Annotated in this window: 14 protein-coding genes; 5 read left to right on the top strand and 9 right to left on the bottom strand. The window is 69.2% G+C overall.

Translation table 11 applies throughout. The features are described 5' to 3' along the window. The first annotated feature begins 10 nt into the window (after positions 1 to 10). Positions 11 to 403, top strand: a complete 393-nt coding sequence (locus ACSHWB_RS03550) for a VOC family protein (protein ID WP_439660656.1) — start codon at positions 11 to 13, stop codon at positions 401 to 403. On the opposite strand, the gene ACSHWB_RS03545 is transcribed toward ACSHWB_RS03550, so the two are convergent. From ACSHWB_RS03545 to ACSHWB_RS03535, 3 genes are read right to left on the bottom strand one after another with little or no spacing between them, the layout of a single operon-like run. Continuing rightward, entirely contained in the window at positions 400 to 1,326 is a 927-nt protein-coding gene (locus tag ACSHWB_RS03545; protein WP_439660655.1) for an ABC transporter permease, read from the bottom strand. The genes ACSHWB_RS03550 and ACSHWB_RS03545 overlap by 4 nt on opposite strands. After that, positions 1,323 to 1,571, bottom strand: a complete 249-nt coding sequence (locus ACSHWB_RS03540) for a hypothetical protein (protein ID WP_439660654.1) — start codon at positions 1,569 to 1,571, stop codon at positions 1,323 to 1,325. The genes ACSHWB_RS03545 and ACSHWB_RS03540 overlap by 4 nt, the downstream gene beginning before the upstream one ends. After that, entirely contained in the window at positions 1,564 to 4,404 is a 2,841-nt protein-coding gene (locus tag ACSHWB_RS03535) for an alpha/beta fold hydrolase (RefSeq protein WP_439660653.1), read from the bottom strand. Before ACSHWB_RS03535 ends, ACSHWB_RS03540 begins: the two co-directional genes overlap by 8 nt. Positions 4,405 to 4,762: 358 nt before the next feature. On the opposite strand from ACSHWB_RS03535, the gene ACSHWB_RS03530 reads away from it, so the two are divergent. Further along, on the top strand, positions 4,763 to 5,767 hold the full coding sequence (locus ACSHWB_RS03530; protein ID WP_439660652.1) for a TerC family protein: 1,005 nt from the start codon (positions 4,763 to 4,765) through the stop codon (positions 5,765 to 5,767). 163 nt (positions 5,768 to 5,930) lie between these two features. Here ACSHWB_RS03530 and ACSHWB_RS03525 read toward each other — a convergent pair whose 3' ends face one another. Then, positions 5,931 to 7,130: an amidohydrolase family protein gene (locus tag ACSHWB_RS03525; protein ID WP_439660651.1), complete on the bottom strand. Its 1,200-nt coding sequence runs from the start codon at positions 7,128 to 7,130 to the stop codon at positions 5,931 to 5,933. An 89-nt stretch (positions 7,131 to 7,219) separates the two neighbouring features. On the opposite strand from ACSHWB_RS03525, the gene ACSHWB_RS03520 reads away from it, so the two are divergent. After that, entirely contained in the window at positions 7,220 to 9,079 is a 1,860-nt protein-coding gene (locus ACSHWB_RS03520) for a S9 family peptidase (protein WP_439660650.1), read from the top strand. Between the two features lie 42 nt (positions 9,080 to 9,121). Here ACSHWB_RS03520 and ACSHWB_RS03515 read toward each other — a convergent pair whose 3' ends face one another. The 3 genes from ACSHWB_RS03515 to ACSHWB_RS03505 form a co-directional block, all read right to left on the bottom strand. Continuing rightward, positions 9,122 to 9,571, bottom strand: coding sequence for a hypothetical protein (locus ACSHWB_RS03515; protein ID WP_439660649.1), 450 nt, complete (start codon positions 9,569 to 9,571; stop codon positions 9,122 to 9,124). A 257-nt stretch (positions 9,572 to 9,828) separates the two neighbouring features. After that, on the bottom strand, positions 9,829 to 10,485 hold the full coding sequence (locus ACSHWB_RS03510; RefSeq protein WP_030466547.1) for an RES family NAD+ phosphorylase: 657 nt from the start codon (positions 10,483 to 10,485) through the stop codon (positions 9,829 to 9,831). Positions 10,486 to 10,513: 28 nt separating this feature from the next. Continuing rightward, complete coding sequence (locus ACSHWB_RS03505) at positions 10,514 to 11,098, bottom strand: DNA-binding protein (RefSeq protein WP_439660648.1); 585 nt, start codon at positions 11,096 to 11,098, stop codon at positions 10,514 to 10,516. A gap of 156 nt (positions 11,099 to 11,254) precedes the next feature. Between ACSHWB_RS03505 and ACSHWB_RS03500 the strand changes: the two genes are divergently transcribed. Further along, on the top strand, positions 11,255 to 12,424 hold the full coding sequence (locus ACSHWB_RS03500; protein ID WP_439660647.1) for a glycosyltransferase 87 family protein: 1,170 nt from the start codon (positions 11,255 to 11,257) through the stop codon (positions 12,422 to 12,424). Here the strand turns inward: ACSHWB_RS03500 and ACSHWB_RS03495 are convergent. Further along, entirely contained in the window at positions 12,366 to 12,911 is a 546-nt protein-coding gene (locus tag ACSHWB_RS03495; RefSeq protein ID WP_439660646.1) for an HdeD family acid-resistance protein, read from the bottom strand. The genes ACSHWB_RS03500 and ACSHWB_RS03495 overlap by 59 nt on opposite strands. A 54-nt stretch (positions 12,912 to 12,965) precedes the next feature. On the opposite strand from ACSHWB_RS03495, the gene ACSHWB_RS03490 reads away from it, so the two are divergent. After that, positions 12,966 to 13,496 carry a hypothetical protein gene (locus ACSHWB_RS03490; RefSeq protein ID WP_439660645.1) on the top strand — a complete coding sequence of 177 codons (531 nt, stop codon included), beginning with the start codon at positions 12,966 to 12,968 and terminating at the stop codon, positions 13,494 to 13,496. On the opposite strand, the gene ACSHWB_RS03485 is transcribed toward ACSHWB_RS03490, so the two are convergent. Next, complete coding sequence (locus ACSHWB_RS03485; protein WP_439660644.1) at positions 13,480 to 14,373, bottom strand: hypothetical protein; 894 nt, start codon at positions 14,371 to 14,373, stop codon at positions 13,480 to 13,482. The two genes, ACSHWB_RS03490 and ACSHWB_RS03485, sit on opposite strands and share 17 nt — an antisense overlap. Positions 14,374 to 14,508 lie beyond the last annotated feature (135 nt).

Raw genomic sequence — 14,508 nt, 5'->3', positions numbered from 1 at the left:
CGGTGGCCGCATGGCTACGGAAATCCAGATCTCGTTCGACGCCGACGACCCGCCCAAGCTCGCCGACTTCTGGGCGCAGGCGCTCGGTTACGTGCAGCAGCCGCCGCCTCCCGGGTTCGCGACGTGGGAGGAGTTCGCCGTCAAGAACAACATCCCGTTCGACTCCGCGGACGACTACGCGGCGATCATCGACCCCGAGGGCAAGGGGCCGCGGTTCCTCTTCCAGCGCGTGCCGGAAGGCAAGACCGCGAAGAACCGCGTCCACCTCGACATCCGTCCCGGTCTCGACGCAGTGGCCCGCCTGGTGTCGCTGGGTGCCACGCGGGTGCGCGAGCACGACGACCAGACGGGCCACTGGGTCGTCATGCTCGACCCGGAGGGCAACGAGTTCTGCGTGAGCTAGCTCGTGATGTCCTTCGTCTTGAACTGACGTGCCGCGAGCAGCGTGAAGATGCCGCCGTAGGCGAGTGCGGAGAACGTGCCGCGGGCCATCTCCGACCAGTCGATGTCGGTCGAGAGCAGGTCGGCCCACGCCATCGCGTAGTGCGTCGGCAGGTAGTTGCGCAGGTCCCCGAGCGGCTCGATCTGGTCGAGGATCTGCGACACGATCGAGACGAGCACCGTGCCGCCGACCGCGCCGAGAGGCGCGTCGGTGGACACGGACAGGAACATCGCGAGGCCCGCGACCCAGAACAGGTTGATCGAGATGTAGACGACGGCGAACGCCATGGCGAGCACGCCGTCGCCGAACGGGGCCGCCTCGCCGGTCGGGCTCACGACCTCGCCCGTGCCGTACCAGGCCACGCCGACGCCCAGTGCCACTGCGGGCAGCAGGGCGAGGGCGAAGACGCTGAGCAGGCCGCTGCTGATGGCCTTCTGGCGCAGCAGGCGGTGCCGCGGGATCGGTGCGGCGAGCAGGTACTTGAGGCTCGACCACGACGCCTCGGACGCGATCGTGTCGCCGAAGAACAGCGCCACGATCATCGGCAGCAGGAAGCTGCTGCTCACGAACAGTGTGAGTACCACGAAGTTGATGCCGCTGGCGGTCGCGAGGTCCACGAAGCCGCCGGAGCGGCGGTTCGGGTCGGACTGACCGATCTCGAAGCTCAGCGCGAGGATGAACGGCAGCAGCACCAGGAAGCCCAGCACGAGCTGGGTCCTGCGGCGGCGGAGCTGCCGTTGCAGCTCCACGTGGATGCGGAGCGTGCGGCGCGCCTTGTACCCGACCGACGAGCCGTCCGGCGCCACCTTGGTGTGCTGCTGGGCAGCCGCGTCGGTGAGGTCGTTGAGCGCGCCGGGATCGGTGTGGACGCCGTTGTCGTTCACTGGTCCACCTCCTGCCGGATCGGTGCCTTGGTGCGGTTCGGGTTCGCGGTGAGAACGGTTTTCACCACGGCCGAAACGGCCTCTGGCGACTGCTCGGCGCCGAAACTGTCGGTGCCGGCTGGGATAATTGAGTCCAGGGGTCCCCCCGGGCCGGCGGGCGACGTGCGCTCGCTCGACGAGGGGACCTCTGCCTCGGCCTGGGCGTCCGACGTGGCGGACGCCGCTGCCATCAGGAAGTCATTCACCGACCAGCTCCAAGAACGCGTCTTCCAGCCTGCGTCGCGGGCCCGCCTGGTCCACCGCCACGCCGGCCGCCACGAGGGCGGTCAGTGCGACGGAGCGCGGGACACCGTTCATCGACGCGTGCACGGCGTCCTCGTCCTCGTGCACGTCGTGCACGCCTTCGAGGCCCCGCAGGACATCGGCTGCCTTCGAGGGGGAGTCGACGCGGAACGTCGCCTCGCCGCCTCCCGCCGCGATGTCGGACACCTCGCCGGCGGCGACGAGCTGGCCCTTGTGCATCACGACCACGTGCGAACAGGTCTGCTCCACCTCGGCCAGCAGGTGCGACGAGACGACGACCGTGCGGCCCGCGGCGGCGTAGCGGCGCAGGACCTCGCGCATCTGGTGGATCTGGGGCGGGTCGAGACCGTTGGCGGGCTCGTCCAGGATCAGCAGGTCCGGGAGGCCGAGCATCGCCTGCGCGATCGCCAGCCGCTGGCGCATGCCCTGGCTGTACGTGCGCACGCGGCGGTGCACCGCCTTGCCGAGGCCCGCGATCTCCAATGCGGCCTCGAAGTGCGCCTCGTCCGCGGGCCTGCCCGTGGCGGCCCAGTACAGGTGCAGGTTCTCGGAACCGGAGAGGTGCGGCAGGAAGCCGGAACCCTCGACGAACGACCCGATGCGCGAGAGCACCGGGGCGCCGGGCGAGACCTTGTGGCCGAAGACCCGGATGTGGCCCTCGGACGGGTGGATCAGGCCCATCACCATGCGCAGCGTCGTGGTCTTGCCGGCGCCGTTGGGGCCGAGCAGGCCGAGCACCATGCCGTGCTCCACGCGGAAGGACAGGTCCTTCACCGCGGTCACGCCGCCGGGGTAGGCCTTCGTGAGGTTCGAGATGACCAGCGGGACCTCGGCGAGCTCCGGGTCCGAGTCGTGCTCCATGCGGCGGCGGAACATCGCGATGACGCCGGCGCCGATCAGCACGAGCAGCGAGATCCCGATGCCCCACAGTGCCACCGTCGGGAAGCCCTCGGTGACGTTGCGACCGGGCACCACCGGCACCGAGATCTCGTCGGAGGCCAGCGAGACGCGGTACGCGGCGGGCTGCTCGGCGTTCGCGAACGCCTGGTCCGTCGTCGACACCACGAGAGCCAGCTTGTGCTCGCTCTCGACCGGACGCACCGCACCGGGCAGCGTCACCGTCACCTCGGCGGCGGAACCGTCCGGCGGCAGCGCCACGCGGAACGGCGCGACGATCGAGCCGGGCAGCGTGCGGGTGCCGTCTGCGGAGACGTCGTAGAGCTTCGCGAACAGGATCGCCTCGCCGGAGGTCTGGTCACCGCGCGCCACGCGCAGCTTGACCGTCGACGACCCGGTCAGCAGCACCTGCGAGGTCAGTTCCTCCGAGGTGAACACCGCGGCCTGACCCGGCATGTCGAGCGACAGCCGTGACGAGATCGCCGACGACCGCGACAGCGCCGAACCGAGGCCCGGCAGGTTGCTGATCGACGCCGGGTTGCCGCCCGCCGGGTTCACCACGACCTGCTCGCGTCCGCTGAGCTTCAGCGTCTTGCGCTCGGTCGAGGAGCCCTGGGCGAGACCGGGGTACGACGGCGCGACGACCGTGCGCAGCGACGGCTGGCCGGACGAGCGGAACGCGCCCTGCACCGTGTACTCGAAGCCGGTGCCGGGGTCGGTTCCCGTGCCGCGCAGGTGGAACTCCATCCAGTCGGCGATCTCGCCGCGCAGCGCGGTGCCGGGGTTGCCGCCGTCGTGGCCGCCCGCGTACCAGACCATCTTGACCTGGCCGCCGGCCGCGGCGATCTGACGCGCGGTGGCGTCGGACTGGTCGAGGCCGAACAGGGTGTCCTGCTCGCCCTGCACCAGCATCGTCGGCTGCTTGATCTGGTCGGTCACGGCGACGGGGGACGACTTGCGCAGCAGTTCGAGCGTCTGCTGGGAGGCGCTGCCCGTCGTGGCGACCTCGGTGTAGGCGGTGCAGACCTCGGGCGTGAAGCGTCCGCACGCGCCGAGGGACGGCGTGGGCGGCTGCATGCCCTGGGCGCCCGAGTTGCCGCCCTGCTGCTGCGGCACGGTCGCCTGCTGGTTCGACTCCCGCTGGCCCTGCTCGGGCGCGTCGCCCGTGGGGGACGAGAGGTCGATCGACGTCATGCCCGCGGAGAAGAAGATGCCCGCCCACGAACGCTTGAAGACGCCGTTCTCACCGAACGCCGTGGCGGACGGGGTGGCGTCCGCGCGCGGTGTCGCCAGCGCCGAGTTCGGCAGCAGCGCCTGCGCGAGGTCGTTGTAGGTGATGACGGGGACGAGCGTGTCGACGCGCTTGTCGACGCCCGCGAGCAGCAGGGACAACGCACCGCCGTACGACGCGCCTGTCACGCCCACGCGGGGGTCGCCGCCGCTGTCCTTCTGCACCTCGTCACGTGTGCCGAGGAAGTCGAGGAGCTTCTGCGCGTCGCGGACCTCGCGGTCGAGGGAGTTCAGCGCGATCTGGCCCGTGCTGCGGCCGAAACCGCGGGCGGACCACGTCAGCACGACGAAACCGCGTCGTGCGAACTCCTCGGCCTGCGTGTGCACGCTGCGCAGACTGCCGCCGAAACCGTGCGCGAGCATGATCGCGGGCGCGGGCGTCTGCTGGGGGAGGTAGAGGCGTGTCTCGATCGTCACCGTCTGAGCGCTGTCAGGGCTCTCAGGTGCGTCGATGTTCGCTTCTTTGAAGGAAACGGCTACGGGGTCGTCTCCGGATCGAGTGAAGTACACGCCACCTGCGACGAGGGCGAGGACCACGATCAATGCGGGGATCGTCCACCTGCCGCGAAGGCGGGATAGGCGGGACACGTCGATGACGATATGCGAGTTTTGCTGAGAACGACCTGTCGGGATCCGCTGGCGGTCTCAGCATCAGTGGATCTTCAGCGCGGCTTCAGGTATCGGGTGGTTCCGGCCCCAACGACACGGACCGTATTCCCGTTGCACCTGGTTACGTGGGTCTGCTCACCCTGTGTGGCGCTAACCGCACTTGGTAGAGCACAATATTGACGCAGCATGGAGGGGAGTACTCCCTAAGCGGCGGTGTCGTCAATACGGAGCTCGGCGTAGAGCTCCCGGTGCCGTCGGTCGTTCGAGGATCGTTCTCGGCGGCGGAGGAGACCTCCGGGTGAATTTGGCGTGCGCTGAGAATCCCGGAGGTTGAGTTGTGAACGTCCCCGCATGGATGTGGATCGCGACGATCGTTGGTCTGCTCGTTCTGCTCGCTGTGGATCTCGTGATCGTCGATCGAAAGCCCCATGAGGTGACGATCGGTGAAGCCGCCCGCTGGGTGATCTTCTACGTGGCGATGGCCGCTCTGTTCGGCGTCGGGATCTGGTACTTCTCCGGTGGGCAGTACGCCACCGAGTTCTTCGCCGGGTACATCACGGAGTACTCGCTCAGCGTTGACAACCTCTTCATCTTCTTGATCATCATGACGACGTTCAAGGTGCCCGCGATCCACCAGCACAAGGTGCTGCTGATCGGCATCCTGATCGCCCTCGTCATGCGTGGCATCTTCATCGCGGCCGGCGCGGCGCTCATCAGCCAGTTCAGCTGGGTGTTCTTCATCTTCGGCGCGTTCCTGATCTACACCGGCTGGCAGCTGGCGCGGGAGAACCACGACGAGGAAGAGGAGTACAAGGAGAACCTGATGCTGCGCATGGTGCGCAAGGTTTTCCCGGTGACCAACGACTTCCACGGCTCGAACTCGTTCATCAAGATCGACGGCAAGCGCTACGTGACCCCGATGTTCATCGTGATGGTCGCGATCGGCTCCACCGACCTGCTCTTCGCGCTCGACTCGATCCCCGCGATCTTCGGCCTCACCAAGGAGCCGTTCCTGGTGTTCACGGCCAACGCGTTCGCGCTGATGGGCCTGCGCCAGCTGTACTTCCTGCTCGGTGGCCTGCTGGAGAAGCTGGTCTACCTCTCGATCGGCCTGGCGGTGATCCTCGGCTTCATCGGCGTGAAGCTGATCCTCGAGGCGTTGCACACCAACAACCTGCCGTTCCTCAACGGCGGCGAGCCGTTCCACGTGCCGACCATCGGCATCGAGGTCTCGCTGTCGGTGATCATCGGCGTGCTGGCGATCACGACGATCGCCAGCCTCCTCAAGGTGCGCCGCGACCCGGATTCCGTGAAGCACATCGGTGCCGACGCCAACCACTAGTGGCGCGTCACGCAACGTCGGCGGCGTAATTCACGCTCAGCAGGGCACCTCGCGGCACCGCCCCCACGCCCCCATACGTCCAGTATGAGGACGTGGGGGCGGCACCACGATGCACCCGTCTGACCGCGAATTCCACCGGCGACGTTGCGAGCCACACCACTAGCTAGACGGAGACGCCGTTCTGGTAGACGGCGCGGACGGCCTGCTTCAGCGTTCCGGCCTTCACGTGCTGCTCGGCGTCACCCTCCACGAGAACGAGATCGGCGAGCTTGCCCTGGGCGAGCTCGCCGAGTTCGTTTCCGAGGCGCATCAGGTTGGCGGCGGACGTGGTCGTTGCGTAGAGCGCTTCCGCCGGGGACATGCCGTACTCGACCATCAGCGTCAGCTCGTTGAGGTTGTCGCCGTGCGGGCCGACACCGGAGTCGGTGCCCATCGCGATCTTCACGCCCGCCTGGTGCGCCTTCTGGAACGCCTGGAAGTGTTGCGAGACAACGGCGTTGGCCTTGTCGAGGATGACGTCCGAGATCGCCATGCCTGCCGCGGCCTGGTCGAGCACCATGCGCGGGGCCATCAGCGTCGGCACCAGCCACGTGCCGTTCTTGATCATCTCTTCGACGCCCTCGTCGGTGAGGAACACGCCGTGCTCGATGGAGCGCACGCCGTTGCGCACGGCCGTGAGGATGCCGTCGCCGCTCATCGCGTGCGACATGACCGCGATGCCGGCGGCGTTGGCCTCCTGCACGATCATCGCGATCTCCTCGTCGCGGAAGTGCGCGTGGCGGGGGTTGCTGCGCGGGGACATCACGCCGCCGCTCGACGCGATCTTGATGATGTCGGCGCCGTGGCGAACCAGCGTGCGGATGACCTTGCGCAGCTCTTCGGGACCGTCGGCGACGGTGTCGGGCAGGCCGGGGTGCAGCGGCGGCGAGATGTGCGCACCGCACTGCATCCAGTCGTCGTTGTGGCCGCCGGTCTGCGAGACCATGTTGACCGCGATCTGCATGCGCGGCCCCTTGATCAGCCCGCGCCGCACCGCCTCCGCGACACCGAGGTCGGCGCCGAGAGCGTCGCGGACCGTGGTGATTCCGCAGCGCAGCGTGGCTTCCATGTTCCCGATCGCCTCGTAGAACGGCAGCGAGAACGGCGTGTTCAGCGACCGCACCAGATCGGCGCCGCTGAACATGAAGTGCACGTGGCAGTCGAACAGTCCCGGAAGGATGGTGTGGCCGGTCGCGTCGACCTTGGTATCACCGTCCAGTCCGATGCCGACGTCGACGATGCGGTCACCCTCGACCACCACGTCGCCCGGCTCGGTTGTCGAGCCGGTGAAGACCCGGCCCCCAGAGAACACGATGCGCGTCATACGCGGGAATCTATGCGCTGAGTCAATTTTTGTGATCGGTCAACAAATAACTCTGAGCTTTGCTAACAAGTTCTGTTAGCGTCCACGCCGTGCGCCCTGAAGACCTGCAGCTGCTCACCACGCCCGGCACCGTCGCCGTGTCCGGAGACCTGGTGCTGGTCAGCATCACCACTCCCGATCTCGACAAGAACACCTACCGGGGCGGTCTGCACCGGGTGTTCCCGGACGGCACGACAACACCGTGGACGCACGGTGATCGTGACAACGCGCAGCGCATTTCTCCCGACGGCAGGCAGGTCGCGTTCCTGCGCGTCAGCGGAAAGTCGAAGCCGCAGCTCTACGTCGCCCCGGTGGACGGCGGCGAGCCCCGCAGGCTGACCGACCTGCCGCTCGGCGCCGGTGCCCCGGTGTGGTCGCCGGACTCGACCCGGCTCGCGTTCGTGGCCCGCGTGCCCGAACCCGGCCGCTACGGCACGACCGACGACGGCCCGGAAGCCGAGGCACCGCGCCGCATCACGCGCCTGGACTACCGCGTCGACGACGTCGGCTTCCTCGCCGACCGCCGCCCGCGCCTGCACGTGGTCTCCCTCGACGGCACGGTTTCCGAGGTCACCGACGGTTCGTTCGACGTCTCCGACCCGGCGTGGCTCGACGACTCGACGCTGGTGTTCGTGGCACCGCGCGACCTCGGCGAGACCGAGACGCTGCACTCCGACCTGTACGAGGTTTCTGTCTCGGGCGGCTCGCCGTCGCTGCTGGTGCGCGCCGCCGGCGAGGCCTCGATGCCGTTCGTGGCCAACGGGTCGTTGTTCTGGCTGGGCACCGAGTTCTCCGGCGTCGAGGTCGTCGCGCGCAACCACGGCCTGTGGAAGTCACCGGTCGACGGGTCTGCTCCTGTCCGGCTCACCGACGCCGAAACCGTTGACATCGAAAGGCTTTCGGGCCCGCCGGTGGCCGACTCCAACGGCGTGTTGCTCGTCGTGCGCAACCGCGGCGCTCTGGAGCTGCGGCGGATCCCGTTCGACGGCGGGTCGGGCGAGGTGCTGGCGGGCACGGCCGCCGCCGTCCGCTCGTTCGCCTCCGACGGGTCCACTGTGGTCGCCGTTGTGTCCACTCCGGACAGCCCGGGTCAGGTCGAGTTCGTCGGAACCGGTGTGCGCACGGCGTTCTCGTCGGTCGAGGCCCGCCGCGTCGTGGAGCTCTCCGGGTCCGCCTCCGACGGCTACCCGGTGCACGGCTGGCTGGTGCTGCCCGAAGGCGAAGGACCGCACCCGGTCGTCATGGCGGTGCACGGCGGCCCGTTCATGTACCACAGCTGGGGTTTCTTCGACGAAGCCCAGGTCTACGCCACCGCAGGCTACGCCGTCGTGCTCCCGAACCCGCGCGGCTCGGCGGGCTACGGCCAGTCCCACGGCCAGGCGGTGATCGGCAAGTTCGGCTCCGTCGACGTGGACGACGTGCTGTCCCTTTTGGACGTTGCGCTCGCCCGTGAGGACTGCGACGCCGACCGCGCGGGCGTGATGGGCGGCTCGTACGGCGGCTTCATGACCTCGTGGCTGTCCGCGCACCACGGCGAACGCTTCAAGGCGGCCTGGAGCGAGCGCGCCGTGAACGCCTGGGACTCGTTCTCCGGCTCGTCCGACATCGGCTACTTCTTCGCCGACGCCTACTGCGGCACCGATCCCGAGGCACAGCGCGCGATGTCGCCGCTGACCTACGCCGAGAAGATCAACCTGCCGTTCGCCGTCGTGCACTCGGAGCAGGACTGGCGTTGCCCGCTGGAGCAGGCGCAGCGCATGTTCGTGGCGCTGAAGCGGCGTGGCGTCGAGGCAGAGATGCTGATCTTCCCCGGCGAGGGGCACGAGCTCACGCGGACCGGCCAGCCGCGGCACCGGCGTCAGCGCTTCGACGCGGTGCTGGAGTGGTGGGGCCGCTACCTCAAGGCCTGATCGCCGGTGAGGCTGCTCCTGTCCGGAGCAGCCTCACCCAGGTCAGCTGATCTCGACGCAGGTGGCGCGGTTCTGCCAGTTGATCGAACCCAGCCGGAGGTCGGCGCTCTCGTCGATCCAGGTCGACCGGACCCCGCCGCTGGGGCAGTCACGGGCGTCGTAGAGCCTCAGGTCGCACTTGTTGTACGTGTCCACCGAGTTCGCGCGGTTGTCCCAGCTCCAGCCTGCGAGGTTCCACGCCCCTTCGATGTCGGACGTGGACGCCGAGCACGCGCCGAACTTCCAGAACGTGATGCACGCGCCGGTCTTGTTGTTGCCGTCGTACAGCGTGAACGCGCTGACCGTGCCGGACACGTGGCCGACCTGCGTGCACGCCACTGCCGGCGCGGCCGGTGCCGCCTGGGCTCCCGCCGTTCCCGTGACCAGGGCCCCCGACACGAACGCCGCCGCGACGGCCAGCCTGGCCACCGATCCCAGCTCTCTCTTGAACATCCTCGGTCCCCTCTCCCGCCGCGCCGTGGTCGGCGGCGGCTGAGCAGGATCGTGCGAGGCGGACCCTGCGGACTCCTTGCAGGTTTTCTGCAATGCGCAGGTCAGGCCAGACCCGTTCGGCCGCTGGATCACCGGGCTGCCCGGGGTGATGGCGGTCGGGTGGACAAGCGCGCAGCAGGCACTCGAGTTGCACCGCCATCTCGCCAACCGGCAGGGAACGGACGAAGCGACGTCGATCCAGGCGGCCTTGAACGGTGTCAGCCCAGCAGCGTGTAGTTGAGCTCCTCGCACACCCGCGCCAACGGCAGATCCAGCCCCGGATGATCCAGCGGCAGCAACACGTCCGGCGCCGCAGGCAATCCGGAAGCCCCAGGCGGGTCCCACAGGCAGATGGCCGGATCCCCGGAGTCCATCGAAGACCGGTACCAAAGCCCGTCCAACTCCGGATAGGCCGCCCGAATGGCCCGCGACCAGGCCTGCGTCACCAGCTTCGGCCCAGTGGAGATCTCCTGCGACGCCCCGACGCGCGTGGGCCACAACCCGCCGAGATCCAGCAGCCGCAACGTGCGGCGGGGCCGCAGCACGACCAGGAACGGCGAGCGGGTGCGGCGGTCCACGATCGACGTCGCCTGGAAGACCTCGGCGATCGACGTGCGGACGGACAGGCCGAAGTACAGGACGCCGTTCTCGTGGTCCTGGACCGGGCTGCCGTCGTCGGCCGGTTGTTGCGCGTCGAAGCGGGCGTGCGGGAGGGGGCCCGTGTAGCGGAACGTGTTCCAGCGCTGGGGGTGGGAGCCCTTCGCCGTGAACACGCGCACGAGGCGGGTGGCCCGGTGCACCGCCACCACGTCCTCGGTGCGGCGCAGGTGCGCTTGGAGCACGGCAGGGGCAGGCGGCTGCGGAAGCCGTGACATTCGGGTCCTGTCGGGTGTTCGGGAACGCTCAGGCAGGTGTGCCGAGCGTGGAGGCCAGGGTCGCGACCCGGCGGGGGTCGCCTCCTGCCAGCAGCCAGTCGCGTGGGGTCGCGGGCTCGCCGTCCACCGGCAGGTCCTCCTGGAGGGTGGTCATGAACGCGGCGACGACCAGTGCCGGCTGGTCCTGCGGGATGTCCGCGAGGACGGTCTCGAGGCCCGGCAGCACGCCGGTGCCCGCGAACTGCCACGCGGGCAGGCGCCAGCTGCCCCTGTCCTTCCAGCCCACGAGCCTGCCGACGCCGAGGCGGTGCCGGATGCGGCTCGTGTCGACCTGGAGCTGGCGTGCGGCCTCGTTCACGGTCAGCGCCGAGTCGCGCAGCACCGCGTGGGCCACGACCGTGCGGGTGCGCGGCTTCGCGTCGGACGGACGCGCCGGCGAGAGGTCCAGGCCCACGTCGGTCAGCGCCGCCTGCTGGTCCGGCGTGAAGTACGTGGCCGGTTCCGGGTGTGGCGGGGCGAGCCTTCGTGCCGCGTCGGTCACGAGGGCCAGGAACTCGTCGGGGCTCACCTGCAGGCCGGCCTTGGCCAGCACCGTCTCCAGGGCAGGACTCATGCGCACAGAATAGCCCGTGCGTGCGCATCTGTGCGCCCTACGAACGGCTCAACCAGGAACGTTCCACGTTGCGCGCTCACGCGACGACGCTACGTGAGATTTCCCGGTCCGCACCGGTGACGTGGGCCTCATCTGGCACATCGATACCATTCGCGGATGCAGCTCGACCGCACCGCCAAGCGGGTCGTGGTGGCGTGGGCCGCCGTCATGGTCGCCACGCTCACCTACGTTCTGCTCCGTCCACAGGGGTGGTCGCTCGACCTGCGCGTTTATCGCAACGGCGGCGCGGCGTTCCTCAAGGACCTCCCGCTCTACGTCGAGGGCTTCGCGAAGCCCCTCGGCGGGCCCGACCTGCCGTTCACCTACCCGCCGATCGCCGCCGTGCTGTTCAGCCTGCTCGCGCTGGTTCCGCTCGGGGTCGCGATCTTCGCGGTGGCGGCGGTGAACCTCGCGATGCTCACGGGGCTGTGCCTGATCGCGGCGCAGCGCGTGCTCGGCTGGGGTCCGGACGCGGTGAAGTGGGGGCTGGGCGCGGCGGCGGTGTCGTCGATCTTCGACCCGCTGCGCGAGACGTTGTGGTTCGGCCAGATCAACCTGCTGCTGGGTCTGCTGGTGATGGCCGACTGCCTGCTGGAACGTACTCGCTGGTGGCCGCGCGGCGCCCTGATCGGGCTGGCGGCGGCGATTAAGCTGACGCCGGCGTTCTTCGCGTTGTACTTCGTGGCGCGGCGGCAGTGGAAGCCCGTGTTCGTGTCCATCGGGTCGTTCTTCTTCTTCGGACTGCTGGGGTTCCTCATCTCGTTCGCCGACGCGAAGGAGTACTGGACGCACGCGCTGCTCGACCCGGGCCGCGTCGGGCGCCTCACCTACGCGTCGAACCAGGCCATCCGCGGCACGCTCGCGCGCTTCGGCCTGGAGAACGGTGCCCAGGTCGGCGTGTGGGTCGCGCTGGCGCTGCTGGTCGTGGCGACGGTGTGGTGGCTGGCGTCGCGGCTCGGTGACGTCGAGGCGTTCTTCGTGGTCGCGATCGGCGGCCTGCTGATCTCACCCGTGTCGTGGGGGCACCACTGGGTGTGGATCGCGCCCGCGCTCGTGCTGCTCTCGCGGCCTGAGCTGCGCCGCCACTGGGCGTCGTGGGCGATCGTGGCGGTGTTCGCGATCGGTCCGCACTGGCTGTTCCCGCGCGACAACGACGTCGAGCGCGACTGGAGCTGGTGGCAGCAGGTGATCGGCAACCTCTACGTGTTCGTCGGGGTCGCCGTGCTGGTCACGCTCGCGGTGCGGGCTGTGCGAGAGCGCCGCCGAGCTGCTTCAACCGCAGGCTGAACAGCACCAGCACCACGCCCCACAGGATCGCGAACACGCCGATGGTGATCACGAACGCCAGCGCGCCCGCGGCCGGGTTCAGGACCAGGACGATGCCCAGCAGCACCGTGAGCGCGCCGGTGACGACGTAGAACCACTCGTTCGTCATCACCTTGCGCAGGCGGATGGCGTCGACGATCTGCAGCACGCCGGTGACGAGCGCCCACACCGCGATGAGGAGCAGCAGCGCCGTCGCCGTGATGCCCGGCCAGAACAACGCGATCAGGCCCGTGACCAGGCCGAGCACGCCGATGAGGCCGAGTGCCCAGCGCGCGGGCCACTCCTTGTGGGTGAGGGTCAGGTACAGCATCATCGCGCCGTCGAAGAGCGCGTAGGCGCCCCAGAGGATGATCAGCGCCAGCAGTGTGAGGCCCGGCCAGACCAGAGCGGCCAGGCCGAACAGGACAGCGAACACCCCGCGCACCGTGAAGAGCCACCAGCGTTGCATGGTCCCAGATCGTCTCGGCTGTCGCGGGGGTCGGCAACCTGAGACCCTCGTTCGGTGCTGATCCGAGTGGCTGACTGGGAACGGATCCGGTCCGGCGAGATCACCCTGCAGTTCCGGCGGTGGAAGCGGCCGACCGTGCGCGCCGGCGGGACGTTGCGGACGTCGCAGGGCGTCCTGGCGATCGACGCCGTCGACGTGGTGAAGCGGGTGACCCGGGCCGAGGCGGTCGCGGCCGGGTTCCCTACCGTCGTCGCCCTGATGTCCTCAGTGGACGGACGTGAGGGCTCGCTTTACCGCATCCGCCTGCGTTTCGCGGGCGAGGATCCGCGCATCGAGCTGCGATCGTCGTCCGATGTGGACGGACTGGTGCTGAAGGATGACGCGCTGGCGTTGCTGCGGCTGATCGCTGCGAACCCCGGTGTGCGCGCCGCGGACCTGGCCGCCTCGGTGGGCCGAGAGAAGCTGCCCTTCAAGGCCGATGTCCGCAAGCTCAAAGCCAAGGGGCTCACCGAGTCCCTGGAGGTCGGGTACCGCCTCTCCCCGAGAGGAGAGGCGTACCTGAGAACCCTCAGCCCTGGCCCGTGATGATCGAGACGGCCTTGTCCTGCGTCTGCGCGTTCACTTCGCCGATCTGGAAGCCGCGCGCCACCGCGTGCGCCACCAGCTCCGGCTCCGGCGGCAGACCGTACTTGCGCAGGTAGTGCGGCACGGCGCCGGCCCAGATCCACGTGCCGTCGGTGCGGAAGTTGAGCGGCACGTCCTGCTCGCCGTTCTGCGAGAACTCGTCGAGGTCGTAGCTGCGCGCGGCCAGCACGACCGGCGCCGACTCGAGGTACGTGAGCAGGCCGTCGAGCAGCTGCGGGTCGACCGGCTGACGGTTCACGATGATGCGGCCGTCGTCGTTCTTGCCGTCGTACACGCGAGCCGTGCGCAGCTCGTCGCTGCCCGGCTGGCTCGGCTGCGCCGCCGGAACCTGGTACTCCTGCTGCGGCTGCTGGGGTTCCGGCTCGGGAGCCGGCAGCGGCGGCAGGCCGACGCGCTGGCGCCACCAGTCCGGGATCATCCGGTCCGGCCGCGGGAACGTCTGCAGCTCGTCGCGGAAACCGATGGGCGGCGGCGCGTTGCGCCAGCGCGGTTCGTCCTCGGCGTTGAAGTCCACCGTGAACGCCGCGGGCGCCTCGATCTCGTACGTCGCGCTCAGCCACGTGCCGCGCTCGGGGTGGTACATGCCCCCGCGCAGGTGCCCGAACATCTGCACGACGTCCATCGGCGGCCGAACCGGTCGCAGCTGGCCATCGGGCCCGGCGAACGCCAGGTCGACCTCGATGTGCCGGCCGGCGGCGCGGTACTCGGCCCGGATGCGCTGCCAGCCCTGCGGTACGGCCGGCAGCATGGCACGGCCGATCTGCCGCACCAACTGCTGCTGGTCCTGCTCGCTCAGCGGTGTAGCCGGCTGGCTCATGTGGTCCTCGCCCCTCTCCCCGTGAAAGCCCGCTGATCTTATCGGGCTACCGCGACGCGCGCGGGCCGGTCATGCACCCCGCGCCGTTCACAACACTCTGAGTGGGTGCCGGGCGCGGTGGTTCCCGTCGAAGTT

It is taken from the genome of Lentzea sp. HUAS TT2 (assembly GCF_051853195.1).
Classification (GTDB): Bacteria; Actinomycetota; Actinomycetes; order Mycobacteriales; family Pseudonocardiaceae; genus Lentzea.
This window is presented reverse-complemented; position numbering and strand designations above follow the sequence as displayed.